We start from the raw sequence: 26,039 nt of genomic DNA, 5'->3' as shown, positions 1-26,039 counted from the left end.
CGCAGGCCGGGCTGACCGTTGATCCATTGCCACTTGTTAGAACGGGCAGCCATGTCCCAGGTCGGCGGTGGATGTGCGGGCGTTGTGGGTCAATGCTCCTTCATTGCGTCGATCAGCTCGGCGAGTTCCACCACGGCGAAGCGGCTCGCGGAGTCCGAGACCGCGTAGGGGAGGATCAGGCGGCCGCCGTGCACCAAGCCGCCGCAACTGTAAACCACGTTGGGAACGTAGCCCTCGCGCTCGTCCTCGTTCGGACCTAACAGCGGATTCCTGAGTCGGCCGATGACCTTCGATGGATCTTCGAGGTCGAGCAGCACGGCCCCGATCGAATACTTGCGCATCGCGCCGACGCCATGGGTCAGCACCAGCCATCCGGCTTCGGTTTCGATGGGTGAGCCGCAGTTCCCGAGCTGGACGAATTCCCAGGGTTCGCGCGGTTCCACGAGGACCTCGCTTTCGTGCCAGAAATGGGGATCGTCCGACGACATGAGGTGGATGTTTTCACTGTCCTGACGGCCGAGCATCACGAACCTGCCGCCGATTTTGCGGGGAAACATCGCGAGTCCCTTGTTCTTCACGGCCCCGCCATTGAGGGTCGAGAAACGGAAGGTCAGGAAGTCGCGGGTTTCGACCATTTGCGGCAGCGCCACGGTGCCATTGTAGGCGGTGTAGGTTGCGTAATACATGGGGCCCTGCGCGTCGTCCTCGAATTTCACGAAGCGTGCGTCCTCGATGCCGTTGCTCTCGCTCGGGGAAAAGGGGAAGAGCACGCGCTCGGACATGCCGGTGGTGCTGCGGAAGCGCACGGTGTAGTTGGCCTCGGCGAGCACCTTGGCCTTGAGGCAGGCCTGCCGCAGGGCTTCGCCGCACTGGTCCTTCTGGATCTCAGCGATCGCCTGATGCAGGTCGGCCAGCACGAAGGTCTCATCGACCCGTCCGGTAACTTCCGTGCAGCAGCGTTCGCTGACGCCCAGTTCCAGCAGTTTCCGGCGGAAGGTCTCGCGCTCGTACTGGGCGGCGGGTTGCGGATGCGGCTCGACGACGTGTCGGGATACCGGGTCCAGTTCGACCTCGCCATCGGCGCAGAGGATTCCGGAGCGGAAGACGACCGAGGAAATGTGGCCTTCGCCGGTGGCGCGCAGGCTCATCACGAAGCGCAGGCATCCTTCCTTCACGCCCTCCTGATCGGGGTGGGGGACGATGCTGGGATTGAAAAGCGCTGCCGATTCCAGCGAGTACTCGTTGGTAAAGTAGGCGCCTAACAGCAACTGACGTTTTTCACTCGGCATCGGCTCCATTGGCAGGGCCGGGGCGATGCTTTCGAAGCGCTGCAGGAACTCTTCGTTGAGATCCAGGTGGCGATCGTCGAACTCGCGCATCAGGCGCTCGAATTCCTCGGCGACGCGTTCTTCATCGAGCTCCATGACCCGATGATAGATTTTCAGCACCCGGTTCCCGAGTTCCGGTGCGGCGCTCGGTTTGACGATGAGTGAGGGGATGAAGGGGCGCAGCAGGACCCTTCGCGGGTCCGGCCTCAGGTCGATGCTGAGGCGGCGGACAGTCAGTTCAGGCGTAGGCATGGTGAAAAGGTTTGAGGCTTCTGGTTTCTGCTGCCGGCTCCTTGATTCCGCGGAGGCGGCGCATGTCGGCGTGGGCCATCCAGAAAGCCAGCGTCGATTCCGCTCCCTGGTTCCGGTTCAGGCGGCTCGGTTGCAGGCCGTCGTGACAGCCACCGGTCTCGCGATCATAGAGCGGGGTGCGCAGGTCGTTGCGGCCGAGGAACCATTCGTAAGCGCGTGCCGCTTCCTTGTCCCAGTAGCGACCGTTTTCGATGCGCCGCGCGACAAGGCAGGCGGCCACCGCAGCCGTCGCTTCGAGCGGCTGCTGGTCATAGCTGGCGGGTTCGCCGCCGCGTTCCCAGTATCCCGGTGAGCCGACGGCGCGGAAGCAGCCTCCGCTGCCCTGCTGGTGTTCCATCAACCAGCGCAACGACTCGAGTCCCACCTGCTTCATGCGGGCGTTGTCGGTGATCTCGCCGGCCAGCATCATCGCCTGGGGAAGGCGTGGGTTGTCATACGTCACGGAGTCCTCGAACCACCGCCAGTCCTCGTCGGCCGTGCGGTCGTAAAGGTCCAGCAACTTGGCACCGAGCTCGGCAGCGATGCGACGCGCCTTCAGGTCGCCGGGGTAGGTATCGAGATAGTCGGAAATGCCGAGCAGCCCGAAGGCCCAGGATCGCGGCGATGTGAAGTCGACCAGAGTCGGGAAGGCTGCGTCGAAGACATCAATCGCCCAGCCGCGCAGCGCTTTGCTACGGGTCTTGGCCGAGGTGACACCCAGCGACCAGACGGCGCGTCCGTGGCTGTCTTCGGAGCCGCTTTCCTCCATCCAGCGGCGGTCGAAGGACATGAAGTTCCGGAACCTTTTCCGCTCGCGATCGAAGGCCGCATCCAGAAATGCCGCAGCCGCCGTGCGCACCCGATCGAGCTCGGAAACAAAGCTCTCCTCGTCCTCGAGCTGCGTGCAGAGAATCAGCGCGCGGGCATTGTCATCGGTGCAGTAGCCGTGATCGAACCAAGGCAGCGCGTAGCGTGCGTGCTGGAACATGCCGGTGGAATCGGTCATCCGCAGCACGTGATCGAAATTCCACTCGAGCGCGGGTTCTTCCGAGCGCGGCGAGGCACTGCTGGGGCGCACGACCGAAGCCGCGACGGGTGAGCCCTCGGACGCGACTTCGTCGAAAAGGGCATGATAGCGCTCGGCGACGCGGGACCAGATCATTTCGCGGCCTTCGAGGAAGGCGCGCTTGCGCATCATCAGGCAGCTTGCCGGATCATCCAGCAGCTCGCGGATGGCTTTGGCAATTCCCTCCGGATCGCGGAATCCAACGAGTCGACCATTGCCACTGCCGAGCAGCTCTTCGGCGTGCCAGTAGGGGGTGGAGACCACCGCTTTGCCCGATCCATAACAGTAGGCCAGCGTGCCCGAAGTGATTTGCGCCGAGTTGAGGTAAGGCGTCAGGTAAATGTCGGCCGCACCGATCCATTCCTGAAGTTCGTCGAAGTCCACGTAGCGGTTTTCAAAGCGCACGTTGCCCTCAAGACCGAGTTCCTGAACGAGTGCCTCAAGCTCTTCGCGGTACTCCTCGCCGCACTCGCGGATCAGCGCCGGGTGAGTGGCTCCTACGATCACGTAGCACACTTCGGGATGGGTCTTCACCACCTCGGCCATGGCGCGGATGCCATCCTCGATGCCTTTTCCAGGCGAGATCAGCCCGAAGGTCAGGATCACCTTGCGTCCGATCAGCCCGAAGCGTTCGTGGTGGAATGAGGGATCGACGAAGGGCAAATCGGGGATGCCGTGAGGGATTTCAGCAATTTTCCAGTCCTCGACACCCCAGACATCGCGCAGGATTTCCCGGCCCTTGCGCGACATCACAACCAGCCGTGCCGAGCGCTCGATCAGTTTGCGGAAGACGCGTCGCTGGTGATCATCGGGCTCGGCGAGCACGGTGTGCAGGGTGGAAACCACCGGCGTTTCCGTGGCCGAGAGCAATCTCAGCAGCTCTTCGCCGGCATGCCCGCCGAAGATGCCGAATTCGTGCTGCACCGAGATGACCCCCGCGCCTGTCAGGCTGATGAAGCGTCCGGCATCCTCGTAGTCGCGCGCTTCGTCCTGGTGGATCTCGAATCGGACCTCGTCCGGGTAATCATAATTCTGACCCGGATCGGTCAGCGCGACCACCGGCAGCTCGCGCTGTGGCCGGGCTTCACTCAGCGCTTCGCGCAGGTCACGGGTGAAGGTGGCAATCCCACATTGACGGGGAGGATGGTTCCCCACGAGTACGACTTTTTCACCTGATGGAGACATGAGACAAAGATAATTTGAGTTTAGAAAGGACCGTCACTTCAACACGAAGCATGCCACGCTCGAAAAGGCCGCAATTGCCTGAATCTCCAAGGAGACCATTAAGTGGGTACGGCGAAGCAAGGTGCAACTCGCAATTTACCATTGCAAAGAAAGCGCGGTGCCGGTGCCGGAAAGCGAGAACCTCGCGGCGCCGCAGAAGGCCTCAATTTTCTCTCAGGGAAAGTCCGGACGGCAAGCGCTGGAGGCTGCGCTTTGGGAACCTTTTGGTAAAAGCAATCGCTGCAGGAGTCGTCGTTCGCCGGTCAGAAGCGGCGACTCAGGTAGCGGCTCCCTTTGATGCCAAACCGCCATGGTTTGTCAGCCGCCTTCGAGATTCCGATCCGCGGGCCCGTGATGATGGGAGGAATGGTCGCGCGAGGGTAGAGGGAGAAGGGGTCGCCAAGGAAGTTGCCGCCATGATGGCTGCCATCAATATTCATGGCGATCGTGAGCTTCCCCGGGCCGGCACACAGGTCCTTCTCCTTCTTTCGACGGATCATCATTTCGGACACGCCAAGCTCGGGTTCCAAGGCGCGGATCAGGACGAATCCCGACTCTCCAGCGGGTGAGCGGACCAGCACGTTCGCCAGCCAGTACATTCCGTAGTTGAGATAAATGTAAGCGGCACCTGGCGGGTGCTCATCGACGAAGCGCCGTGCCTTGGCCCGGAAAAACGTGTGGCAAGCTTCGTCATCCACCGCTGAGTAAGCCTCGGTCTCAACGATCATTCCCGAGCAGCCGGCGTGTTCGAGTCGCGCTCCAAGAAGCTCCCGCGCCACCTCGACCGGGCTTCTGTGAAAAAATGCCGACCCCAATGTCTCCATCGCGTGGCCACTAGAGCGCCGGGACGGAGATTTCTCAACCGGCATCATCGTCGGCCCCTCCGCGCAGCGCCGGTCGGAGCCATCGGCAGCAGGCTTGATTGCATTTCGCGACACGGTGGGCAGGCTGCCCCCTGCTGCGGATCGATGGCATGGAATTCCCGGGTTCCGGGAACCCGGGTCGGTCGGGGAAAAATTGCGCTCGGTCCATCCTGTGACACCCGGATTTTCAAGGATCAGCGCGGCCGCACCGCCATGTCGGGCTGCCTCGCGGGATGCGTCCGGAACGATCTGGCTCGGGATCTGCGAAGACGGATGGTCCCATGATTTTTCCCATCACGAGCCGATACCTTCACCGCTTCTGCCGGGTGCATGACTTTGAACAGGCGGGCCTCGGGCTTCCCCACTCACGCGTTTCGCCCACGGCGGGATCGAGCTGGCCTTTCGCCATGGCGGGCAAAATCATCCTCGTTGGATTGCTGCTGCTGATGGCCGCGGTATCCGCGCGATCGGAACCCGCTCAAAACAAGCCCGAAATGCCCGAATCCACCATGCAGCGACCCAAAGTCATCTTCCTCGATGTGAATGAAACCCTTCTCGATCTGGCCCCGCTCAAAAAGTCGGTCGGCAAGGCCCTCGATGGCAAGGAGGAGCTGCTGCCGCTCTGGTTCTCTACGATGCTTCACTACTCTCTGGTCGAAACCCTCAGCGGCACTTACCACCATTTTTCAGAAATCGGTGTCGCCGCCCTGATGATGGTCGCGGAGTCCAAAGGCATCGAGCTGGAGCGTGAGGAGGCCGAAGAGGCGATCGTTCCCGTGCTGCGTTCTTTGCCGGCCCATGCCGATGTGAAGGAAGGGTTGAAGAGCCTCAAGGACCAGGGCTTCACCCTCGTCAGCCTGACGAATTCCTCGAACGAAGGAGTGAAGGCGCAGTTTGAGAATGCCGGGCTCATCGACCTGGTCGATCAAAGACTCACCGTCGAGGACACGAAGAAATTCAAGCCCCATCAGGAAGTCTACCGCTGGGCGATGGACAAGCTCGGCGTGGATGCCGGTGAAGCCATGATGGTGGCGGCCCACGCCTGGGACATCGCCGGCGCAGACGCGGCGGGAATGAGAACGGTCTTCGTCAAACGCCCCGGCAAGGTCGCCTATCCGCTGGCCAAGTCTCCGGATCACACCGTCCAGGATTTGAAAGAACTCGCCGCACTGATGGAGAGCCAGAAATGAGCCCGGCTTCTCCAACCAACATTTCAACAAGATCATGAAACTGATACCGAAAACCAAAGCCCCCGATCTAACCGTCAAACGCATCGTGGGAGAAGATTGGTCGCTGGCCGACCAGGAGCCTGAGAACTTCCTGATGCTGGTCTTTTACCGCGGTCGTCACTGCCCGATCTGCAAGACCTATCTTGAGAACCTCAACACCCTCCTCGATGATGCCGCCGACCGGGGCGTGAAAGTCTTCGCCGTCTCGGGCGACACGCAGGAACGTGCGGAAGCCTGTCTGGGAGATTGGGAAGTGGATGATCTGGAGATCGGCTACGGCATGACGCCCGAGCAGATGCGCGAGTGGGGACTCTACATTTCCAAGGCCATCAAGGAAGAGGAGCCGGAGGTCTTCGGCGAGCCCGCGCTTTTCCTCATCCGGCCGGATCAGACGATCTACTACATCGCCTATAATTCGATGCCGATGGGACGCCCCGACCCGAAGGATATCCTCGAGTTCGTGGACTTCGCATTGAAGAAGGACTACCCGGCCAGGGGCGAGTCCTGAGGCCCGCGCCCGTCAGGTAGCGCTTTCCGCGATGCGGGGGCAAGATTCACGGCGGCCCGACGTATTGGGGGGCAATGATGGTAAAGCGTTTGATTGGCGTCCTGTCCTTGATCGGCACGGCGATGGCGGATTTCGTGCACCCGGGAATCGCGCATTCACAGGAAAGCATCGAGTTCGTCAAAGCGAAGATCGAGGCAGGCGAGGAACCGTGGACAGAGGCTTGGAAAGACCTCAAGGAGTCCCGCTTCGCCAAACTGAGCTGGCAGGCTGAACCGCGGGCCAAGGTCGAGCGCGGGCCGTCGAATCGCTTGAGGATGGGATCGGACGAGTTCATCGATGATGCCACGGCGGCCTACACGCATGCCCTGCGCTGGACGCTATCCGGGAAGGAAGCCCACGCGAGAAAAGCTGCGGAGATTCTGGACGCCTGGTCGGGCACATTGAGATCGATCGAGAACCATGACGCCAAGCTGCTGGTGGGGATGGCGGGCTACCCGTTCTGCAATGCGGCGGAGCTCCTGAAACACACCTGGGACGGCTGGCCGGAGCCCCGCCAGGAACAATTCGAGGAAATGCTGCGCAAGATCTGGAATCCGATCATCCGGGACTTTTATCCGACCGCCAATGGCAACTGGGATGCCTCGATGATTCAGACCCTCATGGCGATGGGCGTCTTTCTGGATGATCCGGTGATGTTTGAGTGGGGGAAGAATTACTACCTGAATGGCTCGGGTAATGGGGCGCTGCGCAACTACTTCAAGGAATCGGGACAGTGTCAGGAAACCGGTCGCGATCAGCTGCACACCCAGATGGGTTTGGAGTTTCTTTCCAATGCCTGCGAGACCGCCTGGACCCAGGGGATCGACCTCTACAGCGCCCACGACCATCTGCTCATGAAGGGCTTCGAGTACACGGCGAAATACAACCTCGGATCCGAAGTGCCCTACGAGCCTTACCGGAGTGTCGACGGGAGATATTTCTATCCTGAGATCTCTGACAGCGGTCGCGGAAGGATGCGGGCGATGTTTGAAAAGGTCTTCAACCACTATCACAACCGGAAAGGACTCGACGTCCCCTACATCAGCAAAGCCTTGGAGAAGGTTCGACCCGAGAACCGGGGAAGAACCACCTCACCCTGGGGAACGCTGATGTACGCCGGGGAAAAGGTGGGGGAGGAGTGAATGGGGGGGCTGTGTTCGGACGACAACAGATAACAGGCAAGTCGAGGACAACGACTGGTCTCGGAGAACCGTCGCTCGGTGCGACGACATCGAAGAACTCATGAATCTCCCGCCCGCGCTCGCTACGCTTGCTCACTTTTGCTCGCATCGGCCTTTGAGGTAGCTGGCGAGATCCACAATTTGCATCGAGGCCCGCTCCGGAATGAGAGAGTTGGTTTTTTGAAGCTGGCGGGCAGAAATTGTCCCCGTTTTCAGGGCAGCCGCGTCCGCAGCTCTTTCCTTCTGGTAGGCTTCATCAATCTCACGAATGCTGATCGTGCGCGCCTTCATTTCCGAATAAGCACACTGGCATGGTCAAGACGCCGGGTCTTTCCAGAAACGCCGATTACTTAAGCGCTCCTCGCAATCCTCTCCCCAATTTGAAGTTTAAAGTTTCCCCCGCATGGCCGACCTCTTCACCCCAGAAAGATGGGCCGCTCCCGGTGCCTTCCCGATTTCCAAGTTTGCAAAGTGACAGCATATACGCTATCAGTGTCGCGATGGTTTCAAGAGTCGTCGTGGATACCAACGTCTTCATCGCTGCGATCCTAAGTCCTGTCGGAAATAACCGGGAGGTCATCCGGGCGTGTCTGCAGGGTAGGGCCTTGGCCATCATGGGGCCTGCACTCTACCACGAATACGAAGACCTCCTCTCTCGCGAGCATCTGATGGAGAAAAGCCCGATCGGGCCGCGCGACCGACAAACGCTCTTCGCTGCGTTCCTCTCCGTAAGCGAATGGACCAAGGTCTACTTCCTCTGGCGTCCGAATCTCCCCGACGAGGCCGACAATCACCTCATCGAATTGGCATTGGCGGGCAATGCCGACACCGTCATCACTCACAATACCAAAGACCTCGCCCACGGCGAACTCCGCTTTCCCGGCCTGAAGATCCAAACCCCCGCCCAATTCCTTAAAACACTGCCATGAGCACCCTCACCATCCGCATTCCCGATGACAAACACACCCGCCTCCGGCAGCTCGCCAAGCACCGCGGGATCAGCGTCAACAAGCTCATCGAAGAACTGGCCACCATCAGCATCGCCGAGTTCGATGCCGAAACGCGCTTCCGCGCCCTCGCCTCCAAAGGCTCCGCCAAGGCGGGACTGGCCGTGCTCGACAAACTCGACAAGCATTACCAGTAGCCGTGCCGAAGTGAGGAGAGAGGACACTCTCCTGGCCTTCGAAGCTTCATGCGAAAGCGGCTGTCCTCCGAACCCACCAACAGAGCCCTCCATCCTCCAAACCCCCATTTACCTCAGGCAGCCCTCGACACCCCATTTGAAGTTTCGAGTTTGAAGTTTAAGGTTTCCCCCGCATGGCCGGCGTCTTTACTCCAGCGAAGCGCAGTGAAGTGATGTCGCGCATCCGGGGAAGGGACACCAAGCCGGAACGCATCGTCCGCTCGATGCTCCATCGGCTCGGCTACCGCTTCTCCGTCAACGGCCCGAAGAACCGCCAGCTTCCCGGGCGACCGGACATCGTGCTGCCGAAGTTCGAGACCGTGATCTTTGTCCATGGTTGTTTCTGGCACGGGCACGAACATTGTGAATTCTTCCGATTGCCAAAGACCCGTTCCGAATGGTGGACCGCCAAAATTGAGGGGAACCGTGCGAGGGATCTGCGCAACGAGAATGCCATAAGGGAGATGGGCTGGCACGTCGTCACGATTTGGGAATGCGCCACGAGAAGCCTCCCTGCCCGCATATGGCTGCAGCAGCGATTACCGAGATTGATCGCCAGTTAATCCTCTTCCTTCGAGGTAGCTAAGGTCTCGATTGGATTCCGTGGTGTCGACGGAGGTCGAGATTACGACAGGGGAGGATGTATCACTACTTGACTGATCGTCCATGGACCATTCCGGAGTTCCGGCATGGACTATGAGTCATGATCAAAAGCGACCCTTTGCTTCGCGCATTCGGAAAGAATGTTCGAGAAGCACGTGATTCGAAACGTCTTACTCAGGAAAAACTGGCTGAGTTTGCCGGCCTCGACCCGACTTATATTAGCGGAATTGAAAGAGGGGTCCGAAACCCGGGAATAAGGAACGTTGCGAAAATCGCGAAAGCCCTCGGCGTCAAGACATCTGATATCTGCAAGGGGGTGGAGGCGTGAGCGCTAAAAAGGCAACCACGAAGAAGGTGGTTAAGGCGAAAGGGAAGGCGAAGGGGGGCAGCGCAAAGAAGCCCGACGGGAATAAGCCAGTCGTTGCGCGAAAGCGAACTAAGAAGGCTCAAGAAGATAAAGTCAGAGAGATTGGTAAAAAGTACAAGTTTAGCAAAAAGGACGACCAACCGAAAGAGTCAGAAAAAGATCTGAAATTCATCGACTTGTTTTGTGGGATTGGAGGTTTTCGCATCGGGTTTAACCGAGCTGGGGGTGAGTGTGTTTTTTCTAGTGACTGGGATAAATTTAGCCAACAGACATACGAGGCAAATTTTGGGGAAAAGCCGGTTGGTGATATTCATACCGTGGCAGTTGCTGACATCCCAAAATTCGATGTTCTGTGCGCTGGGTTTCCATGCCAACCATTCAGCATTGCAGGAGTTTCGAAGAAGATAAGCCTCGGAAGAAAACACGGCTTCCAAGATGAAAAACAAGGAAACCTCTTTTTCACGTTGGCGGAGATCATTGATTACCACCGACCAGCCGCGTTTGTTCTGGAGAACGTGAAGAACCTTAAAAGTCACGACAAAGGACGAACTTTTGAGATCATTTTTAACACCCTAACAGAAGCTTTAGGGTATCGTGTTTATCACAAGGTCATCGATGCGCAGAGTTTGGTCCCGCAACATCGCGAACGAATTTTCATAGTTGGATTTCGCGAGCCTAGACATTTTGAATTTCCGGAGTTTCCAAGCGAAGGTCCGAAACTTGCAAGTATTCTACAAAAAAGTCCACCTGAAAAATATACGCTTTCGGACCATCTTTGGAAGTATCTCCAAGACTATGCAGCCAAACATAAAGCGGCAGGAAATGGTTTTGGATTTGGTATCAGGACAGGATCAGAAGTGGCACGTACACTTAGTGCTCGGTATCATAAAGACGGATCCGAAATTCTAATTTCACAGGGAAAAAATAAAAACCCTCGAAGGCTAACACCGCGAGAATGTGCGCGATTAATGGGCTATCCTGAAGATTTCAAAATTGAAGTTTCAGATACGCAAGCTTACCGGCAATTTGGAAACTCGGTTGTTGTTCCTGTTGTAGAGCGAATAGCGGCCAGCGTTGTCGAGGCCCTAAGAAGGCCAATCGACTACAAACCTGACTTGGTTCTTCATGAAAAAAAAGACGACGGGCCTAGGTCTCAACATGAAGATTTAGAACGGACACCTGTAAAGTATGACCGCAAGAAACCTAAGAAGAAATAGGGTGTGCGACTAGACGAACTAAAACACGCCTTTCTGAGGGCGGGCGCTACGAGGCTTTTTGCGAAGACTCTAGCGGAGAATGACAATTCGAAAAACCAAGTCTATTTTGGTCCGGGTTTTCAAGCGCTAAACCTATTTCCGAACAACGGGATTGAACCTAGTAGTGGTTCGAAGAATCCAATTTTCAAGGCGAGCTTGGACTTTGGTTGGCTGACAGATAATGGTGAAGTTGTTGTAGCACCAAATGCAAAGCTAATTCTTTATCCACAGTATCCAGAAGTTCGATTTTCTGGCTTCCTCAAGGGCTGCGCGGCTCCTCCTTCGGCTCTGATGGCAAGCAGGTTGCCCGGAAGAATCTTATTTTTAGCTGTAACATCCGGTAATCGAATTATCGGCTATGTTGGTGATCGGGCTTCAGAAGCCGCGTGCGAACTTCAATCGAAATCGGTAGAGCCAACAGTTGGGGTTTTCATTGAGCTGAATTTGCCGAGTATTCCCGGGCAATTCGATTCACGGTCTACTCTTCTGAAGGAGCTTGAAAGAATTAATAATCTCGGTTGGATTCGATCTAAGCAGCTTGACTCCCATGGTGTTTTTAAGCCGTGCCGAGCTGTACAGTGCGGCGGCTATACATTGGAAGCTGAATTGGGCATTTCTAAAAACAGCGTTGGTGAACCAGACTTTTTGGGATGGGAGGTAAAGCAGCATTCTGTGCCTAAATTTGGAAGTTTAGGAGCTGCCATTACGTTGATGACTCCTGAGCCAACAGGTGGTGTTTACAAGGACCAAGGTGTAGAAGTATTTATTCGAAGGTTTGGATACCCCGACAAGAACGGGAAGCCAGATCGCCTAAATTTTGGAGGCATACATCGGGTAGGAATACCTCAGGCGTCGACCGAATTGACGCTTACATTGATCGGGTATGATTCCGGAAAAAATCAAATTTCGGATTCTTCTGGCTCGATGGCTCTGGTCGCCCCTTCGGGAGAGGTCGCCGCTTCTTGGGATTTTAGTGGGCTATTGGCTCATTGGTCTACCAAACATACAAGGGCTGTTTATGTACCTTCAATACGGAAGATTGATTCAGATTGGTACTATGCCTACGGGCCGCAAGTTCGCCTTGCACAGCGTACAGATCCATTGCGCCTGCTTTTTTCGCTAGCGGCAGGGGTTGTCTACTATGATCCTGGTATAAAGCTGGAAAATATATCGACTAAACCAAAGGTTAAACGCCGAAGTCAATTCCGTGTAGCATCTAAAAACATCAGCTCTCTCTACGAGACTGTAGAAACTGTTTCTGTGTCAGAAGCATGATCTAAGAAACGCAGGGACGGTTTTTCTTTTCGCTCAATTTCAAAAACGGACGGATCTTTTCGAGGGTCTTTTCGCCGATGCCGGGGACTTGGGTGAGGGCGTTAAGGGGCTTGAAGGGGGGGTGGGTGCTCGATAATGGCATTTCCGTGAGCTTCGCCGCGAATTGTTTTGGCGGTGGGTGAGTCGGCGCGTTGCGGATGAGGATTTTAGATGGCGCGCAATCTGGCACCCCTGCCGGGGTGCGAGGTGGGGCGGGGTGTTCGAGGTCCGGTGGTGTCGCTGCGCTCGACCACCGGCTAAGGGCAGGCATCCCTGCCGGGATGCGAGGTGGGGTGGGGGTGTTGAGGTCGGCGGGGAGGCGGGCTAGTCCTTTCCTTTGGGCTCCTTGGTGTTGTCGGGGTTCGATTCGAGCCAGGCGAGGCCTTCCTCGAACTCTTTCGGTGGGGCGATCTTGTGGCCGTGGCCTTCGATCTCCACGCAGCGATAGGTCACGGGCAGGGCTTTCCAATCGCCTTCCGTTTTCGCGATCTCGGGGTAGTTGCGTTTGTCCTCGGTCCCCATGAAGATCAGCCAGTAGTTCTGGGCGCGGCGTCCACGACGAAAATCTGAGGGAGAAATGGGTCCGAAGTGGCCGCCTTCATTGTAGTTCGGTCCGGGCGGGTAGCTTTGGGCGGCGTGGCTGATGGCTCCCCGGAATTCGGAGGAAAACAGGGCCTGGGTAAGAAAGGCCATGTGACCGCCACCCGAGAGGCCGCCGACGTAGGTCCGATTGGGATCGGTTTTCCACTCGGCCCGGACGGTGGCCAGGGCGTTCATGGAGCGTGAGACCCGTTCCCAGTGGGCGTGCTGGTTCGAGGTGCTGTGGGCACTGACGGCGATGATCTTCAGTTTGTCGAAGATGGGGTAATATTCCTTCGGGATCGAGCCGCCGTTGCCGGGGCTGATATGGAGATAGACACCATAGGCTTCACTTCCATCGTAACTGGCGGGGATGTAGACCATGCAGCGCTGGTCGGGGGCGGAGACGCAGTCTTCGAATCCTTGCTGGTTCTTCTTGTCCAGCGGGGTCGAGAATTTCTCCTCGCGGCTGCATGCCGAGGCGGCCTTGCCTTCGGCCCACTCATCGGGGCTGTTGCGGAAAAGGACGCTCACGGGGTGATCGGAAATCAGACCGGTCTGTTTCCCCTGACCCTCCGGCGTCCCTTCCTTGGTCTCTTCCTCCGAGCCAGCGGCGCTTTGTTCCGCCAGCCATTTCTGATCGGCTTCCGATAGGCGTTCGATGGGCAGGGTGAATTCCTTTCCTCCCTTGGCGATGACCACCGACTTGCCGTCACTCGAGACAAATTCCGCCTCGATGACCCGTCCTTGGGTATCGGTCCATGGGCGGGCTCCGGCGAGAGAAGAGGTCGCGAGCAATATCAGTGTGGAAACTCCGATCTTTATCATCATGAGGATGGAAAATGTAGGGAGTTAAGGGGTGTGTTAAAGAAATATTTCCGGGAGGATGCGTCAGCCTTTATCCTGATGATGCGATCCTACCTGGGCCGGTACTTCTCCCGGGGCCTGATTGCCCTGATCCGGGTTCCCGTTTCTCATGGTCTCCGAGCGCAGAACTGCTAGGGTGGTGAATCATGGGCAAGGAGAACAAACAACATGCGTTCAAAGAGGGGGCATTCAAGGTCGAGCCGGGAAAGAAGTTTCGCCTTGCGGATCGCGATCCGGGGGACACGGGAGGGCTGAAGGGAAAGCAGGCCGGCAGGAAGGCGCTGGGCGACGATATTTCGGCACTGGCGGGAGCCCAGGAGCTGCTGTGGGCCAATGGCACGAGGTCGGTGCTGATCATCTTTCAGGCGCTGGATGCGGCGGGTAAGGATGGCTCGATCAAGCATGTGATGTCGGGCGTGAATCCGCAGGGAGTGGATGTGACGTCCTTCAAGGCTCCGAACAGTGAGGAGCTGAAGCACCATTTCCTCTGGCGGCCGATGCAGCATCTGCCGGCCCGCGGGCGGATCGCGATCTTCAACCGCTCCTACTACGAGGAGGTGCTGGTGGTGCGGGTGCATCCGGAGTTTCTCGATGCGCAGGTGATTCCCTCGCGGTTGAAGGGCAAGCCCTTGGAGAAGTTGTGGAAGGCGCGCTTTGAGGAGATCCATCGTTTCGAGCAGCATCTGGCGGACAACGACATCACGGTGATCAAGTTCTTCCTCAATGTTTCCAAGGATGAGCAGCGTGAGCGATTTCTCGATCGGCTCAATGAGCCGGGGAAGCTGTGGAAGTTCTCGGGGGCCGACCTGAAGGAGCGTGGCTACTGGGACGAGTATCAGAAGGTGTATGAGGAGATGCTCACGGCGACGAGCAGCGAGGCGGCGCCGTGGTATGTGATCCCGGCCGATCACAAGTGGTATGCGCGGGCGGCGATCGCGGATATCATCGCACAGCGGATCGGCGAGCTGGGGCTCGAGCCGCCGAAGCCGAGCGAGGAACAGGAAGCCAAGCGCGAGGAGTGGCGCAAGGCCTTGGAGGAGTGAGGGTCGGTGGTAGGTTTCCGGTGGTGTGGGTGCGCTCGACCACCGGCTAAGGGCTGGCATCCCTCCGGGATGCGGGTGAGGTGGGGTGTTGGGGTCCGGTGGTGTCGCTTTGCTCAACCACCGGCTAATGGATGGCATCCCTGCCGGGATGCGGGGTGGGCGGGGTGTTGGGGTCCGGTGGTGTCGCTTCGCTCGACCACCGGCTATGGGCTGGCATCCCTGCCGGGATGCGGGGTGGGCGGGGTGTTGGGGTCCGGTGGTGTCGCTCCGCTCAACCACCGGCTATGGGCTGGCATCCCTGCCGGGATGCGGATGAGGAGAGGTCCTGGGGTGGGGATCATGGATTGGCGGGAGCATTGTTCTTCCCATGAAGCCGGAGGCTTCGCATTTTGTAGCCGGTGGTTGAGCGTAGCGACACCACCGGACCGATCGTTCCCCCATGAAACCCGCACCCCGGCAGGGGTGCCAGCCGAGCCGCGCCATGCCATCGACCTACACTTGTCTTCATTACCATCTCGTTTTTTCAACGAAGCACCGGGAACCGTGGATCGGAGAGGGGTGGCGGGACGAGTTGCATTCCTACATGGGGGGTGTTGTTAGAGGGCTCGATGGCCAGCCGGAGGGAATCGGTGGGGTGGCGGATCACGTGCACCTGCTGGTTTCGCTGAAGCCGACGAATTGTTTGTCGGATTTCATGCGGGAACTGAAGAAGGCGTCGTCGGCCTGGGTGAAAGACTCAAGGTTTCCGGGTTTTCAATGGCAGGAGGGTTATGCGGCCTTCACGGTGAGTGCCTCGGCGCGGGAAGCGGTGAAACGCTACATTGCGAATCAGGAGGAACATCATCGGACGAAGTCGTTTCGGGAGGAGTTGGTGGAATTTCTGGAGAAATCCGGGGTGTCGTATGATCCGGAGTATCTGGATTGAGTGGGTGATGGCATCCCTCCGGGATGCGGGGTGGGGCGGGGTGTTGGGGTCCGGTGGTGTCGCTTCGCTCGACCACCGGCTAATGGCTGGCATCCCTGCCGGGATGTGGGGTGGGTGGGGTGTTGGGTTCCGGTGGTGTCGCTTTGCTCAACCACCGGCTAAGGGCTGGCATCCCTCCGGGATGGTGGGGGTGGGAGGTCGACTGGATCGAGGTTGAGGGGGAATCGGATTTTCCCTTGCAATGAGCTGGACCAAGGCTAGCGACGAGGGATGAAGGCAATCATAACGGCATTTTTCGCGATGGCTCTGGCACTCTTTGCCGAGGAGAAAAAACCGCTGCTGCTCGTGCTGACGAATCATGGGGAGCTTGGCGAGACGGGGAAAAAGACGGGCTTTTTCCTCTCCGAGGCCGCCCATCCGCACGAGGTCTTCACCGAGGCGGGCTATGAGGTGACGCTCGCCAGCCCGAAAGGCGGCTTCGCGCCGCTGGATCCGAAGAGCCTGAAGCTCGACGACGCTGCGAACGAGGCCTTCTGGAAGGCCTTTGGCAATGGCGATGAAGACAGGCCGGGGGTGGCCAAAACAATGGCACTTTCCGAAGTGAAACCGGGCGAATTTGGCGGGATCTTCTTTGCGGGCGGCCATGGGACGATGTGGGACTTCCGGGCATCGGCTGAGTTGCGCGCCGTGACGGCCTCGATCTATTCGCGCGGCGGCGTGGTGGGCGCGGTGTGCCACGGACCGGCAGCGCTGGTGAACCTCAAACTACCGGATGGCAGCCTGCTGGTTTCCGGCAAAAAGGTGGCGGTCTTCACCAACGAAGAAGAGGACAAGGTCGAGCTCTCAAAGGTGGTGCCTTTCATGCTGCAGACCGCCTTCGAAGACATGGGAGCAAAGGTCCAGACGGCAGCCCCTTTCAGTGAGAATGCGCTGCGCGACGGACGACTCGTCACCGGTCAGAATCCCGCATCGGCGAAGAAGGCAGGCGAGCTGTTTGTCGAGGCGCTGGGTGATTGATCCAAATGACCCGGCGATCTAACAGGCCTGGCAATGCTAACAGGCCTGGCAATGCTCCCGCCAGGCCTGTCGATTGTTCGTCGGTTAGGATGCTTTTGAGGTCGCCTCCAGCCTGCCCGCTCCGGGCGTGTGCGGGTTGTGGAGGATGAGGTAGAAGACAAGCAGGTGGATGAGCTGGGAGGGGAGCAAGTCCCATTTTTCCAGCAGGCTGGTGCCGGTCATGAGAACGCCCATCAGGACGCAGCCGGCGAAGGCACCCCAGCGGATGAATTTTCCACCTGCCAGAATGCTGAGGGCGATGCAGACCTCGGCGATCGGGATCACGTAGGCCATCGCCAGCGAGGGCAGTCCGGCGAGGAAGGTTTCCTGGAACTGCGCGGACATGCCCTTGGCGAAGGCCTGCAGCTTGGGAAGTCGCACGCCGCCGTGGACGAGAAAGCTCAGTCCGAAAGCAAAGCGGAGTCCCCAGTAAGCGAGCAGTGAGTTCGATGCGTGTTTCATGGATTGGTACGGGTTTGAGCTGTTAGATCGTCACCAGTGCCTTGCCCATCTTGTCGCCTTCAAAAAGCGAGATGAAGGCATCGGGGGAGTTCTCGAGTCCTTCGGTGACGGTTTCCTCCCAGACGATGTCGCCAGCCTGGATCCATTCGCTCATCTCGCGAGCAAAGTTCTCTTCCTGATCCTGGTGGTCGCGCACGATGAAGCCCTGCATGCGCAAGCGTTTGCCGATGATCTTGAAAAGGTTGGCCGGGCCGGGCTCGGGATGCTCGTCATTGTAGCCGGAGATCATGCCGCAGCAGGCGATGCGGCCGAAGTCGTTCATGTGATCGATGGCGCCCTCCAGATGGTCGCCGCCGACGTTGTCGAAGTAGACGTCGATGCCGTCCGGGCAGAGCTCTTCAAGCGCGCCCGAGATGCTATCGACATTCCGGTAGTTGATGGCGGCGTCGACTCCGGCCTTGTCCTTGAGCCACGCGATTTTTTCGTCGGAGCCGCTGCTGGCGATGACCCGGCAGCCCTTGATTTTGGCAATCTGGCAGACGATCGATCCGACGGCTCCGGACGCTGCGGAGACGAAGACGGTCTCGCCATCCTTGAGTGCTCCGATTTTCAGCAAGCCGACGTAGGCGGTCATGCCGGTGAGTCCGAGCACGCTGAGATAGCTGCTGGCTGGGACCTTGCTGACGTCGATCTTTCTCACGCCTTCGCCCTGGCTGACCCAGTGGTCGCGCCAGCCGGCGCTTCCGAGGACGTAATCGCCTTCTGAAAAGTCCGGATGATGGGATTCGACGACCCGCCCGACGCATCCGCCGTCCATGACTTTTCCGAGGGCAAAGGGAGGGACGTAACTTTCACCCTCGCGCATGCGGCCGCGCATGTAGGGATCGACCGACATCCACTCATTCTTCACGAGGAACTCGCCATCGCCGGGTTGGGGGATGTCGACTTCGACCACTTCGAAGTTGGACTTGGTGGGCATTCCTGAGGGGCGGGACTTGAGGCGGACTTCGCGGCTGGTGTCTGTGGACATGCGGTGAACTAGGAACAGGAATTCCGTTTCCGCAAACCCGATGATCGGGTCCGATGGAGAGCGGGGAAGATGGAGAGACGGACTTGCCTCCTTTACCAAGGCTACGACGGCCGGGGTGAGCTTCGTTGTCTGGTGGGGCTCAGCTCTCGAGCAGGCCTTCTTTTTGGAGAGCCTCCATGATTTTCAGGGCGGCGTAGGCGTCGTTGGCGGCGTAGAGGAGCTGGGCGGGGCTGAGCTTGGGGAGCGACCAGTTGCTGGTGGTGACGGACTTGGATTTCTTGAAACCCTGCTTGAGCAGCACGCCGATGGCTCCCCGCACGCCGATCTGTCCGCGGTATCCCTGCTTGCGGAAGACCTGATCGAGATCAAGGACGTGGTGGAGGGTGATGCCGAGCCGGTCGCGGATCTGTCCGTGGTCGTTCTTCAAACCGAAGCCGACCTTGAGGAGTTGCTTGGAGGCGATGAGTTCGGCGGAAGCCTGTTCGCACTCATGGTGATGAAGCTGGAAGATGAAGGCCTTGTCCGTGAGGGCGAACTGGACGACGTGGGGGCCGTCGCTTTTCTGACCGACACGGAAAGTGGGTCGGGCCTCGGTGTCGAAGCCGGCGGTCCCTGCGGCAAGGATTTCGTCGACGGCGCTTCGGCATTCGGCATGGCTCACAGGGACGTGGATCTGTGAAAGGGGAAGCCCGGCGAAGGGGGGGAGTTGGGCGGTCTCAGCTTTGGTAGGCGCGATGAGTCTGTCCGCCTGGCCGGACTTTTCACGTCGAGTGGAGGGAGTTCTTGAGGGAGTGGAGGCGGGGCCTCTCTGTCGTCTTCGGTGGGGTTCGGGGGTACTCATCAGGTTTTTCTGGGCCGGATCATGGTGGAACCCGTGCCGACCTGCAAACTCCGTATGCTCGACTTTGGGAGAAGCCGGGTTTGAATGCGCCATGCTGATTCGACTTTTCTGCGCCATTCTGGTCGCCATGGGACTCGCCGGGTGCGCGAACATGGCGGCTGGCGAAGCTTCGGGATTCAACTCGAAGGTCCTCGCGGCAATCCGTACGATGCCGGGCGGCGGTGGCTATGATGGCAGCGATGCGACCAAGAATCTGCTGCATGGCGCCTGCAATCTAACAGACGGAAGATTTCAGGTGGAAGCCAATCGCGCCAAGCCGAGTTTTTGTTCGGGGGCGACCTATCTGGTTTTGTTAGAAGCCCTGGGGAGCGGCTCGGACGCCCTACTCCCGGAAATTGATCAGCAGGACGGGCATGGGGTGTTCGGCCGCTGGAATTCGAATGGCCCTGGATCGGCGAAGCTTGTCGCGGACCTGGCTGCGGGCCGGAATTTCACCTCATGGGACGAGGCGCAGCCGGGTGACTTTCTCAAGATCTGGTGGACCGACAAGATTGGTGGCCGCGAGCGGGGACATCTCGTCGTCTATCTCGGGCACGATGCGAAGAGCGTGCGATTCTGGTCGAGCAATCAGCCCGGTGGCTATGGCACGAAATCGGTGCCACGCAGCGATTGCAAACGGGTGCTCTTCACCCGCATCACGCGGCCGGAGCGATTCGCGGCTGCAGACAAGTTGCCCGCCGTCGACCCCTGGCTCGCGAGGATGCTGCGGGAAGACTTTTCCTGGAAAGAGGTCGTGGCGAAATGCCGGGTGGTGGAGTGAGGGTTCGGTTGTTGGTTGGAGTTGTTAGAGGGCCGACTGATGGCCTAAAAGATCGAGTTTCCTGTTAGGTCGGTGAGGCGTTCCAGGGCGCGTAGTCCGGCGGCGGAGTTTCCTTTGGGGTTCAGGGGCGGACTCCAGACGGCGACGCTGTAGCGGCCGGGGTGGACGGCGGCGATGCCACCTCCGACGCCGCTCTTTCCGGGCAGGCCGACACGGAAGGCAAACTCGCCGGACTCATCGTAGAACCCGCAGGTCTGCATCAGGGCATTGATTCGCTTGGCTTTGTTGATGCTGAGGATCTCCTCGCCGCCATCGAGAATTCCGTGGTTCATGAAGAGCGCGAAGGTGCGCGCGAGGTGCCGACACGACATCGAGATGGAGCAGGCCGTGCAGTAAAAGCGGATGATGGCATCGACGTCTTGGTGGATGTTTCCGAAGTCCTTCATCAGGTTCAGCAAGGCGAGATTCCGGTAGGCGACCTCGCGCTCGGACTTCGCGACGGATCGGTCGTAGTGGATTTCCGGAATGCCGGAGATCCGCTGGACGAACTTGAGGAAGTTGGATTCGGGATCGTCGTAGAGACCGAGGAGCAGATCGCAGACGACCAAGGCACCGGCATTGATGAAGGGATTCCTGGGAATGCCTTTTTCATACTCGAGCTGGACGAGCGAATTGAAGGGGTTGCCGGAGGGTTCGACTCCAACGCGTTGCCAGATGGAGTCGCCTTCGGTGGAAGCGAGCATCGCGAGCAGCAGGACTTTGGTGATGCTCTGGATGGAAAAGGGAACCTCACTATCACCGGCGAGGAAGTCTTCGCCGGAGGCGGTGTGCAGGCAGATGCCAAATTGGTCCGGCGCCACCTTGGCGAGCCCCGGGATGTAGGTGGCGAGCTTTCCTTCCGGTCTCTCGGCAAGAATCTCTCCGTGGATGCTCTGGAGGATGGACGGGTAGTCGGGCATGAGGTCAGGCTCGTTCTGAAGGCGCCCGAGGGAAAGTCTTTATCGCTGGCATAGGTCGGCACTGGAGCAGGAGAGGATGAGACGCAGGAAAATCTTTCATTCCGGTGAGGCTGACTGAAGTTTGGGGAGTCTTCCGATGCCGACCACTGCTGCTTCCCACCCGACTCGATTTTCTCCCACCGCCATTCTCGCTGCGGCCTTCGGAATGGGTTTGAGCGTGGTCATCGCGGTGGTGGTGCTCGCCTTGCGGCAACCCTCGATCGGCCTGAGCTTTGTGCCCTCGGCAAATGGGGAGAGTGTGCTGGTGCAAGGTCCCGAGCTGGAGGAACGACAGGGAAGGTGCTGAAGGAGTGGCGATGGGGCAGCTTTCTTTACTACGGTCGTTTGAAGGCGTCAGCGTGGCGACGGGGTCGGGGTCGGGGTCGGATGTGTTTGCGCTGTCAGGATCAAGCCGACGCAGAACAATGCGAGGAAACTAAACGAGATCGACCTGCATACTACGATTCCCGGCTTGAAACTCTCGCGCTGTTGGGACAATCGATAGTGGTCCGAAGAGGACGGAATCCTTGTTCCCCACCTCGGCAGGGCCAAGCTTCTCCATGCCAAACGTCACCCTCCAGTATCGTGCCCCATCCGCTCTGGATGCCTCGTCCACCACGCCAAAGCTCGCGCTCTCCGCAGCGCTTGGAGGTTTGAATCAGCCATTTTTCCAAGGCCAAGTTCGCCAACCGCGCCTTACCGCCCGCGCCCTGACCTGTCTCAGCCGGGCCGTCGGCGAACGCTGGTTCGATGCCGCCGCCCTCGCCGAGGCCCGCCGCCGGATGCTTGATCCGATCGTCACTTCAGGCGACTCGCTACTTCGCTTCGAAGGCTTCTCCGGCTGCCGCTCGCTCTACGTGCGCGTCGACCTGCTCCCCGGCGCCGTCGATGTCGTCCACCAATCCGCAGGCGCTACCAACGTCGACTTCAACCAAGCCATGCGCTCGGCGCTGACCCACATCCGCAGTCAGGATGCGATGAGCCTCAGTGTCGACGAAATGGCGTTCACCCTGATCCATGGAGACGAAGCCCTCGTCGAGCACAAGGTCGACCTCCCGATCAGCTGGCTGAGAGGCCTGGCATCCATCCCCGTCATCAGCTCGCGTAGCGAATCCGTCTGCGAACTCAACGGACGGCAAACGCTCGAACTCTTTCGACAGCTCCCCCGCACCGGCAATGGACGGGACAGCCATTGGCTCCAGCTAGGCCCCCGGGGAGCCCGAATCGGCCGCGTTCCATCGCCCGACGCCATCCAGCTCACCGGAGCCAAGCGCCTGCTGGTCCTCCAGGAGCTTTTGCCGGCCGTCAAACGCCTGAGCATCTCGACAACACCCGAGCGGAACCTGACGCTGTGGACCCTCCACTTCGATGACCTGCGGCTGACGCTTGCTCTCTCCCCCGAAGTCTGGCGTGGCTTCTCAGGAGAAGGGGCCGCACTGGACGACCTCGCCCGGGAAAGCGATCCCGATTTGGACCAAGCGCTCCTCGACCAGTTCGAGAGCGGCTTCGATGCCGAAGACGCCGCCATTCAACTCAATGTCTCCCTGCCCGCCGCGCGAACGTCGCTGGCATCACTCGCCAGTCAGGGACAGCTCGGCTTCGACCACCTCGACCAGCGCTGGTTCCGTCGCCTCCTTCCCGCCCATCAAGCCCTGATCCAGAAGAGCAATCCGCGTCTGGCGAAAGCGGAGTCCTGGCTAAGAGCTGGAGCGGTCCGCGTGGAGAGTCATTCACCCGACCGCAGTCGCGGAGAAATCCAGATCGACGAGAAGACCTCGCATCACGTCGCCATCGACGCAGGAGCGGGTCGCTGCACCTGTTTCTGGTTCGGGAAATTCGGCCTCTCACGCGGCCCGTGCTCCCACATCCTCGCCCTCCAACTCGCTACCCGTGTTTCTCAATGAAAGCCTTAGATGACGCTCTTGCCGCCCCTTCGCTTGCCGACGCTCTCGAAATCCTGAAGAGCCTCGACAAGGCAGATCACTCTAACTTGTTGGATCACCTGAACCCTGCGAGTAGCGAACTCATCGATCAGCACAACGCCTTGCTTCTTGAGGCACGCAAGGCGGGTGCCGACGAACTCAAAAGGAAACTCGAGATTTTCTCCGTCGCAAGAATCGTTGGCCATTCGTCCCGTAAAACAGTTCCCGCGAAGTTCCCTGTCGGAGATGACACCCTCATTCAGCCAGAGGTTCTGGACTTCCTGATGACGACGAAGCCCGCCTGGTTTCAAAAATTTATTGAGAAGCGCGTCGCGACCGTTTCCGAATGGGAATCCTGCTTCGACTTCGTAAGAACCTACATCGATGCCGGCGTGATTCCCCCGCCGCCTGCGGATCATCGATACTACGCCGACATCAGCGGCGGGATCCTGTGCCGCCATGGCCGACGAGTCGACGATGCGAAACAGGGACTAATCAACAACCCCCAGCTAATCACTCACGACCTCGTCATTGGGATTCAGCGCCTAGGTCAGAAGGACGGCCACCGTTGGGACCAGGCCACTCCGATATCCCCGATCTTCTTCACCGATCAAGACGAGCAGGAAAAAATCTCCCTCCTCTCTCTTGTCTCCGAACTCTGCAAAGCGGGGCACTTCGATCTCCAGGTAATTCTCCAGACAACCACGGATGCGTTGATGGATTGTCAGCGGGAGCTCGAGGCGCGAGACCTGATCGATGCCCACGACCAACTCGACCCTGGTCGGGATCTCCAGCTCGCCAACCAGCAGCTCTATCACGGCCTCCTTGCCTCGCCCCACAAAGCCGTCGTCCGTTTCGCGATCAAACAGCTTGCCGACCTCGCAGACCAGCAGGGCTACGACGCCCGTGAATTGATGGAGCAGGCTCCCACAGCGCTCCAGCAGCCATCGAACCCACTGCTGCTGGAACTTCTCGCTCTCTTTGAAAAGGCGCTGAGCCACCACTCCAAAGCCATCGACCAACTCGATCAGGTCATCCCACACGTGTTGATGGTTCAGAACGCAAAGGTTCAGAAAGCCCTCCTTCCGCTTCTCAAGCTCATCCCCGAATCTCAAAAAGAGCCATTTTGTGACTCCCTCCAACCCTACGCAGACCAGATCCTTCCCGCTCTGAGAAAGCAGTTTGAACCCTGGATCAAGAAGAAGGAGGAAAGCACTTCCGAACCCGTTGCCAGCCCGCCGCCTGGATCCATCCCAATCGGGCAACCTCTCGAACCGCTGAAATCAGTCGATGACCTTGCTTTCGTCGCCAACGAACTGATTGACCGCGATCTCGATCCGATGAAGCTGGAGCTCTTTCTCGATGGTGTCTCCCGGTACGCCGCCAATCATCTCGAGCAACTCGTCAAGGACTTCGCCCCGCTTCAGAAGCGAGCCCTCAAGTTTGACCAGGCCGTCAACGAAGATGGCTCTTTCTATCCGAGTTCCCTGCTCTTCGTTTGTCACTTCGTCATTGCCTTCGGTACCGACCCCGATGAATTCCGAGGCTGGATCCCGGACCCGGACTTGCCGGCAGATACACCAGCCAAAACCGGCTACTACGGGGAACGTAAATTCCTCGCGGCGATGAACTTCGCCGGCGCACGACTCGGGGAGCTGCTGAGTTTCGTTCGCAAGGGAGGCAGCGCCCCGCTCCTCTCCACCCCTGAGTTCTCGCTTGGCTTCATCTCCCCCTCGACGCTCCTCAAACGCTTGGAGAAACGAATCGAAGACGGCGATCCAATCCTCCACTACGATTTCATCCAGGCGATCGCACGCTGCCACATCGACGCGTCGGACCAAAAGAACCCATCCCTTCCAGACGGCAAGGACGAGGCATCGAGGGTGCTTCGTTTCCTGCTTGGCGGAACGATCGATGGAGAAATCACCACACCTGCCTGGTGGCTCGCTGCAGCTCGAACCCGGGACCCCTTGGGCGACTTCTCCAAGGACCCCGCCTTCGCCTCCCATGATACCGAAGACATGCCGGACTGGGTCAAGCCGGCACGATACCGCGAACTTCCCTTGGAGAGCTATCGATGGGGGGATCTGGAGAATCCACTCCAACCCCAACTCGCCCGGTCAATCCCTCCCGACCATATTTATCCGCTTCAACACGGCGAGATCCTTCCCGACACCTACGGCCGCTGGGGAAGCGACCTCCGCTGGCGCTACAGCTTTACCCCCAGCGCGCTCGATGCCGTCGTCGCGCAAGATATCCAGTTCACGACCTTCGGAGCTTCCCTCACGGAGAGAACCGCGATCAATGCCTCGGCCGCGATCGTCCAGGAACTTGGAGCCCGGCATCTGCCACTCCGCTTCACCATGCAGCTTCACCTGCTCGCCCTACTCACCAGTCCGGGCAAGGCTGAGCGCGAGGCTGGCGTCGACCTCTTCATCCAGGCAAGCAACGACGGCCGCCTGGAACCCGCTCTTCCCGGCCTTGGTCGCCTTTTCAGCTCCCTCATGGACGCAGCCACTCCCGAAGAGATGCCCTTCACCCTGCTCAGCCGCCTTGTTCCCTGCCTCCGTGAAATCAGCAACCAGGGCCCCTTGCTCCAGCGTCAGGTTCGTGACATTCTCCTCGTTGGTCTCAATCGACCTTTTGAGCGTCCCCCAAAAGGCTTCCCGAGCCTGCTGGAACTCCTCCTCGACCTTTTGGTCAACAGCCCCCCTCCGGAATCTCTCGATCTCAACTCGATTTGGAACGGCAGGCTGAAAGGAAAAGCCAAAACCATCGCTAACAAAATTGCGAAGACTTCCTGTGCTAAGAAACCTTCATAGCCCATGATCCCGCTGCGTTGGTCGGTGTACTCGCAACGATGGGGAGAGACGCAGGAAAATCTTTCATTCCGGTGAGGCTGACTGAAGTTTGGGGGGTCTTCCGATGCCGACCACTGCTGCTTCCCACCCGACTCGATTTTCTCCCACCGCCATTCTCGCTGCGGCCTTCGGAATGGGTTTGAGCGTGGTCATCGCGGTGGTGGTGCTCGCCTTGCGGCAACC

General features: G+C 59.0%; 25 protein-coding genes. 16 read left to right on the top strand and 9 right to left on the bottom strand.

Going from position 1 to position 26,039, the window contains the following annotated elements; all coding sequences use genetic code 11:
• Nucleotides 1-89: 89 nt before the first annotated feature.
• The 3 genes from ACFQY0_RS09185 to ACFQY0_RS09175 all read right to left on the bottom strand — a co-directional run bounded on the left by ACFQY0_RS09185 (nt 90) and on the right by ACFQY0_RS09175 (nt 4,847).
• Nucleotides 90-1,580 carry a glycoside hydrolase family 130 protein gene (locus ACFQY0_RS09185; protein WP_379711544.1) on the bottom strand — a complete coding sequence of 497 codons (1,491 nt, stop codon included), beginning with the start codon at nt 1,578-1,580 and terminating at the stop codon, nt 90-92.
• Entirely contained in the window at nt 1,567-3,870 is a 2,304-nt protein-coding gene (locus tag ACFQY0_RS09180) for a glycosyltransferase family 4 protein (RefSeq protein ID WP_379711542.1), read from the bottom strand. The genes ACFQY0_RS09185 and ACFQY0_RS09180 overlap by 14 nt, the downstream gene beginning before the upstream one ends.
• Nucleotides 3,871-4,172: 302 nt before the next feature.
• Complete coding sequence (locus tag ACFQY0_RS09175) at nt 4,173-4,847, bottom strand: DNA-3-methyladenine glycosylase (protein WP_379711540.1); 675 nt, start codon at nt 4,845-4,847, stop codon at nt 4,173-4,175.
• 332 nt (nt 4,848-5,179) lie between these two features.
• On the opposite strand from ACFQY0_RS09175, the gene ACFQY0_RS09170 reads away from it, so the two are divergent.
• The 3 genes from ACFQY0_RS09170 to ACFQY0_RS09160 all read left to right on the top strand — a co-directional run bounded on the left by ACFQY0_RS09170 (nt 5,180) and on the right by ACFQY0_RS09160 (nt 7,690).
• On the top strand, nt 5,180-5,962 hold the full coding sequence (locus ACFQY0_RS09170) for a haloacid dehalogenase type II (protein WP_379712272.1): 783 nt from the start codon (nt 5,180-5,182) through the stop codon (nt 5,960-5,962).
• Between the two features lie 34 nt (nt 5,963-5,996).
• On the top strand, nt 5,997-6,509 hold the full coding sequence (locus ACFQY0_RS09165) for a peroxiredoxin-like family protein (protein ID WP_379711538.1): 513 nt from the start codon (nt 5,997-5,999) through the stop codon (nt 6,507-6,509).
• A 74-nt stretch (nt 6,510-6,583) separates the two neighbouring features.
• Complete coding sequence (locus ACFQY0_RS09160; protein ID WP_379711536.1) at nt 6,584-7,690, top strand: alginate lyase family protein; 1,107 nt, start codon at nt 6,584-6,586, stop codon at nt 7,688-7,690.
• Between the two features lie 132 nt (nt 7,691-7,822).
• Here ACFQY0_RS09160 and ACFQY0_RS09155 read toward each other — a convergent pair whose 3' ends face one another.
• On the bottom strand, nt 7,823-8,020 hold the full coding sequence (locus ACFQY0_RS09155) for a hypothetical protein (RefSeq protein WP_379711534.1): 198 nt from the start codon (nt 8,018-8,020) through the stop codon (nt 7,823-7,825).
• 209 nt (nt 8,021-8,229) lie between these two features.
• On the opposite strand from ACFQY0_RS09155, the gene ACFQY0_RS09150 reads away from it, so the two are divergent.
• The 6 genes from ACFQY0_RS09150 to ACFQY0_RS09125 all read left to right on the top strand — a co-directional run bounded on the left by ACFQY0_RS09150 (nt 8,230) and on the right by ACFQY0_RS09125 (nt 12,413).
• Nucleotides 8,230-8,658: a putative toxin-antitoxin system toxin component, PIN family gene (locus tag ACFQY0_RS09150; RefSeq protein WP_379711532.1), complete on the top strand. Its 429-nt coding sequence runs from the start codon at nt 8,230-8,232 to the stop codon at nt 8,656-8,658.
• Nucleotides 8,655-8,873, top strand: coding sequence for a toxin-antitoxin system HicB family antitoxin (locus ACFQY0_RS09145; RefSeq protein ID WP_379711531.1), 219 nt, complete (start codon nt 8,655-8,657; stop codon nt 8,871-8,873). Before ACFQY0_RS09150 ends, ACFQY0_RS09145 begins: the two co-directional genes overlap by 4 nt.
• A 173-nt stretch (nt 8,874-9,046) precedes the next feature.
• On the top strand, nt 9,047-9,475 hold the full coding sequence (locus ACFQY0_RS09140; RefSeq protein ID WP_379711529.1) for a very short patch repair endonuclease: 429 nt from the start codon (nt 9,047-9,049) through the stop codon (nt 9,473-9,475).
• A gap of 140 nt (nt 9,476-9,615) precedes the next feature.
• Nucleotides 9,616-9,843, top strand: coding sequence for a helix-turn-helix domain-containing protein (locus ACFQY0_RS09135; protein ID WP_379711527.1), 228 nt, complete (start codon nt 9,616-9,618; stop codon nt 9,841-9,843).
• 140 nt (nt 9,844-9,983) lie between these two features.
• Complete coding sequence (gene dcm / locus ACFQY0_RS09130; RefSeq protein ID WP_379712270.1) at nt 9,984-11,099, top strand: DNA (cytosine-5-)-methyltransferase; 1,116 nt, start codon at nt 9,984-9,986, stop codon at nt 11,097-11,099.
• Nucleotides 11,100-11,102: 3 nt separating this feature from the next.
• Complete coding sequence (locus ACFQY0_RS09125; protein WP_379711525.1) at nt 11,103-12,413, top strand: MvaI/BcnI family restriction endonuclease; 1,311 nt, start codon at nt 11,103-11,105, stop codon at nt 12,411-12,413.
• A gap of 363 nt (nt 12,414-12,776) precedes the next feature.
• Here ACFQY0_RS09125 and ACFQY0_RS09120 read toward each other — a convergent pair whose 3' ends face one another.
• On the bottom strand, nt 12,777-13,862 hold the full coding sequence (locus tag ACFQY0_RS09120; protein ID WP_379711523.1) for an alpha/beta hydrolase family protein: 1,086 nt from the start codon (nt 13,860-13,862) through the stop codon (nt 12,777-12,779).
• 182 nt (nt 13,863-14,044) lie between these two features.
• Here ACFQY0_RS09120 and ACFQY0_RS09115 point away from each other — a divergent pair, with 182 nt between their 5' ends.
• The 3 genes from ACFQY0_RS09115 (at nt 14,045) to ACFQY0_RS09105 (ending at nt 16,883) form a co-directional block, all read left to right on the top strand.
• A complete protein-coding gene (locus tag ACFQY0_RS09115; RefSeq protein WP_379711521.1) occupies nt 14,045-14,941 on the top strand; it encodes a PPK2 family polyphosphate kinase in 897 nt (298 codons plus the stop codon).
• Nucleotides 14,942-15,422: 481 nt separating this feature from the next.
• On the top strand, nt 15,423-15,866 hold the full coding sequence (gene tnpA / locus ACFQY0_RS09110; protein WP_465262158.1) for an IS200/IS605 family transposase: 444 nt from the start codon (nt 15,423-15,425) through the stop codon (nt 15,864-15,866).
• Nucleotides 15,867-16,136: 270 nt separating this feature from the next.
• On the top strand, nt 16,137-16,883 hold the full coding sequence (locus tag ACFQY0_RS09105) for a type 1 glutamine amidotransferase domain-containing protein (protein WP_379711517.1): 747 nt from the start codon (nt 16,137-16,139) through the stop codon (nt 16,881-16,883).
• Nucleotides 16,884-16,967: 84 nt separating this feature from the next.
• On the opposite strand, the gene ACFQY0_RS09100 is transcribed toward ACFQY0_RS09105, so the two are convergent.
• The 3 genes from ACFQY0_RS09100 to ACFQY0_RS09090 all read right to left on the bottom strand — a co-directional run bounded on the left by ACFQY0_RS09100 (nt 16,968) and on the right by ACFQY0_RS09090 (nt 19,255).
• Nucleotides 16,968-17,384, bottom strand: a complete 417-nt coding sequence (locus ACFQY0_RS09100) for a DoxX family protein (protein WP_379711515.1) — start codon at nt 17,382-17,384, stop codon at nt 16,968-16,970.
• Between the two features lie 22 nt (nt 17,385-17,406).
• On the bottom strand, nt 17,407-18,414 hold the full coding sequence (locus ACFQY0_RS09095) for an NADP-dependent oxidoreductase (protein WP_379711513.1): 1,008 nt from the start codon (nt 18,412-18,414) through the stop codon (nt 17,407-17,409).
• Nucleotides 18,415-18,553: 139 nt separating this feature from the next.
• Nucleotides 18,554-19,255: a 3'-5' exonuclease gene (locus ACFQY0_RS09090; RefSeq protein ID WP_379711511.1), complete on the bottom strand. Its 702-nt coding sequence runs from the start codon at nt 19,253-19,255 to the stop codon at nt 18,554-18,556.
• A gap of 91 nt (nt 19,256-19,346) precedes the next feature.
• Here ACFQY0_RS09090 and ACFQY0_RS09085 point away from each other — a divergent pair, with 91 nt between their 5' ends.
• Nucleotides 19,347-20,075 carry a hypothetical protein gene (locus ACFQY0_RS09085; RefSeq protein ID WP_379711510.1) on the top strand — a complete coding sequence of 243 codons (729 nt, stop codon included), beginning with the start codon at nt 19,347-19,349 and terminating at the stop codon, nt 20,073-20,075.
• A 44-nt stretch (nt 20,076-20,119) separates the two neighbouring features.
• Here the strand turns inward: ACFQY0_RS09085 and ACFQY0_RS09080 are convergent, their stop codons facing one another.
• The gene (locus tag ACFQY0_RS09080; protein ID WP_379711508.1) at nt 20,120-21,034 is read right to left on the bottom strand and encodes a glutaminase; all 915 of its coding nucleotides are present in this window, start codon (nt 21,032-21,034) and stop codon (nt 20,120-20,122) included.
• A 136-nt stretch (nt 21,035-21,170) separates the two neighbouring features.
• Between ACFQY0_RS09080 and ACFQY0_RS09075 the strand changes: the two genes are divergently transcribed.
• The 3 genes from ACFQY0_RS09075 to ACFQY0_RS09065 all read left to right on the top strand — a co-directional run bounded on the left by ACFQY0_RS09075 (nt 21,171) and on the right by ACFQY0_RS09065 (nt 25,817).
• The gene (locus ACFQY0_RS09075) at nt 21,171-21,380 is read left to right on the top strand and encodes a hypothetical protein (RefSeq protein ID WP_379711506.1); all 210 of its coding nucleotides are present in this window, start codon (nt 21,171-21,173) and stop codon (nt 21,378-21,380) included.
• Nucleotides 21,381-21,633: 253 nt separating this feature from the next.
• A complete protein-coding gene (locus ACFQY0_RS09070) occupies nt 21,634-22,977 on the top strand; it encodes an SWIM zinc finger family protein (RefSeq protein ID WP_379711504.1) in 1,344 nt (447 codons plus the stop codon).
• On the top strand, nt 22,974-25,817 hold the full coding sequence (locus ACFQY0_RS09065) for a DUF6493 family protein (protein ID WP_379711502.1): 2,844 nt from the start codon (nt 22,974-22,976) through the stop codon (nt 25,815-25,817). Before ACFQY0_RS09070 ends, ACFQY0_RS09065 begins: the two co-directional genes overlap by 4 nt.
• Nucleotides 25,818-26,039 lie beyond the last annotated feature (222 nt).

The organism is Haloferula chungangensis (assembly GCF_042664875.1).
In the GTDB taxonomy this organism is placed as follows: domain Bacteria; phylum Verrucomicrobiota; class Verrucomicrobiia; order Verrucomicrobiales; family Akkermansiaceae; genus Haloferula; species Haloferula chungangensis.
Note: the sequence above shows the minus strand (reverse complement) of the source record. Positions and strands in the feature narration are given on the sequence as shown.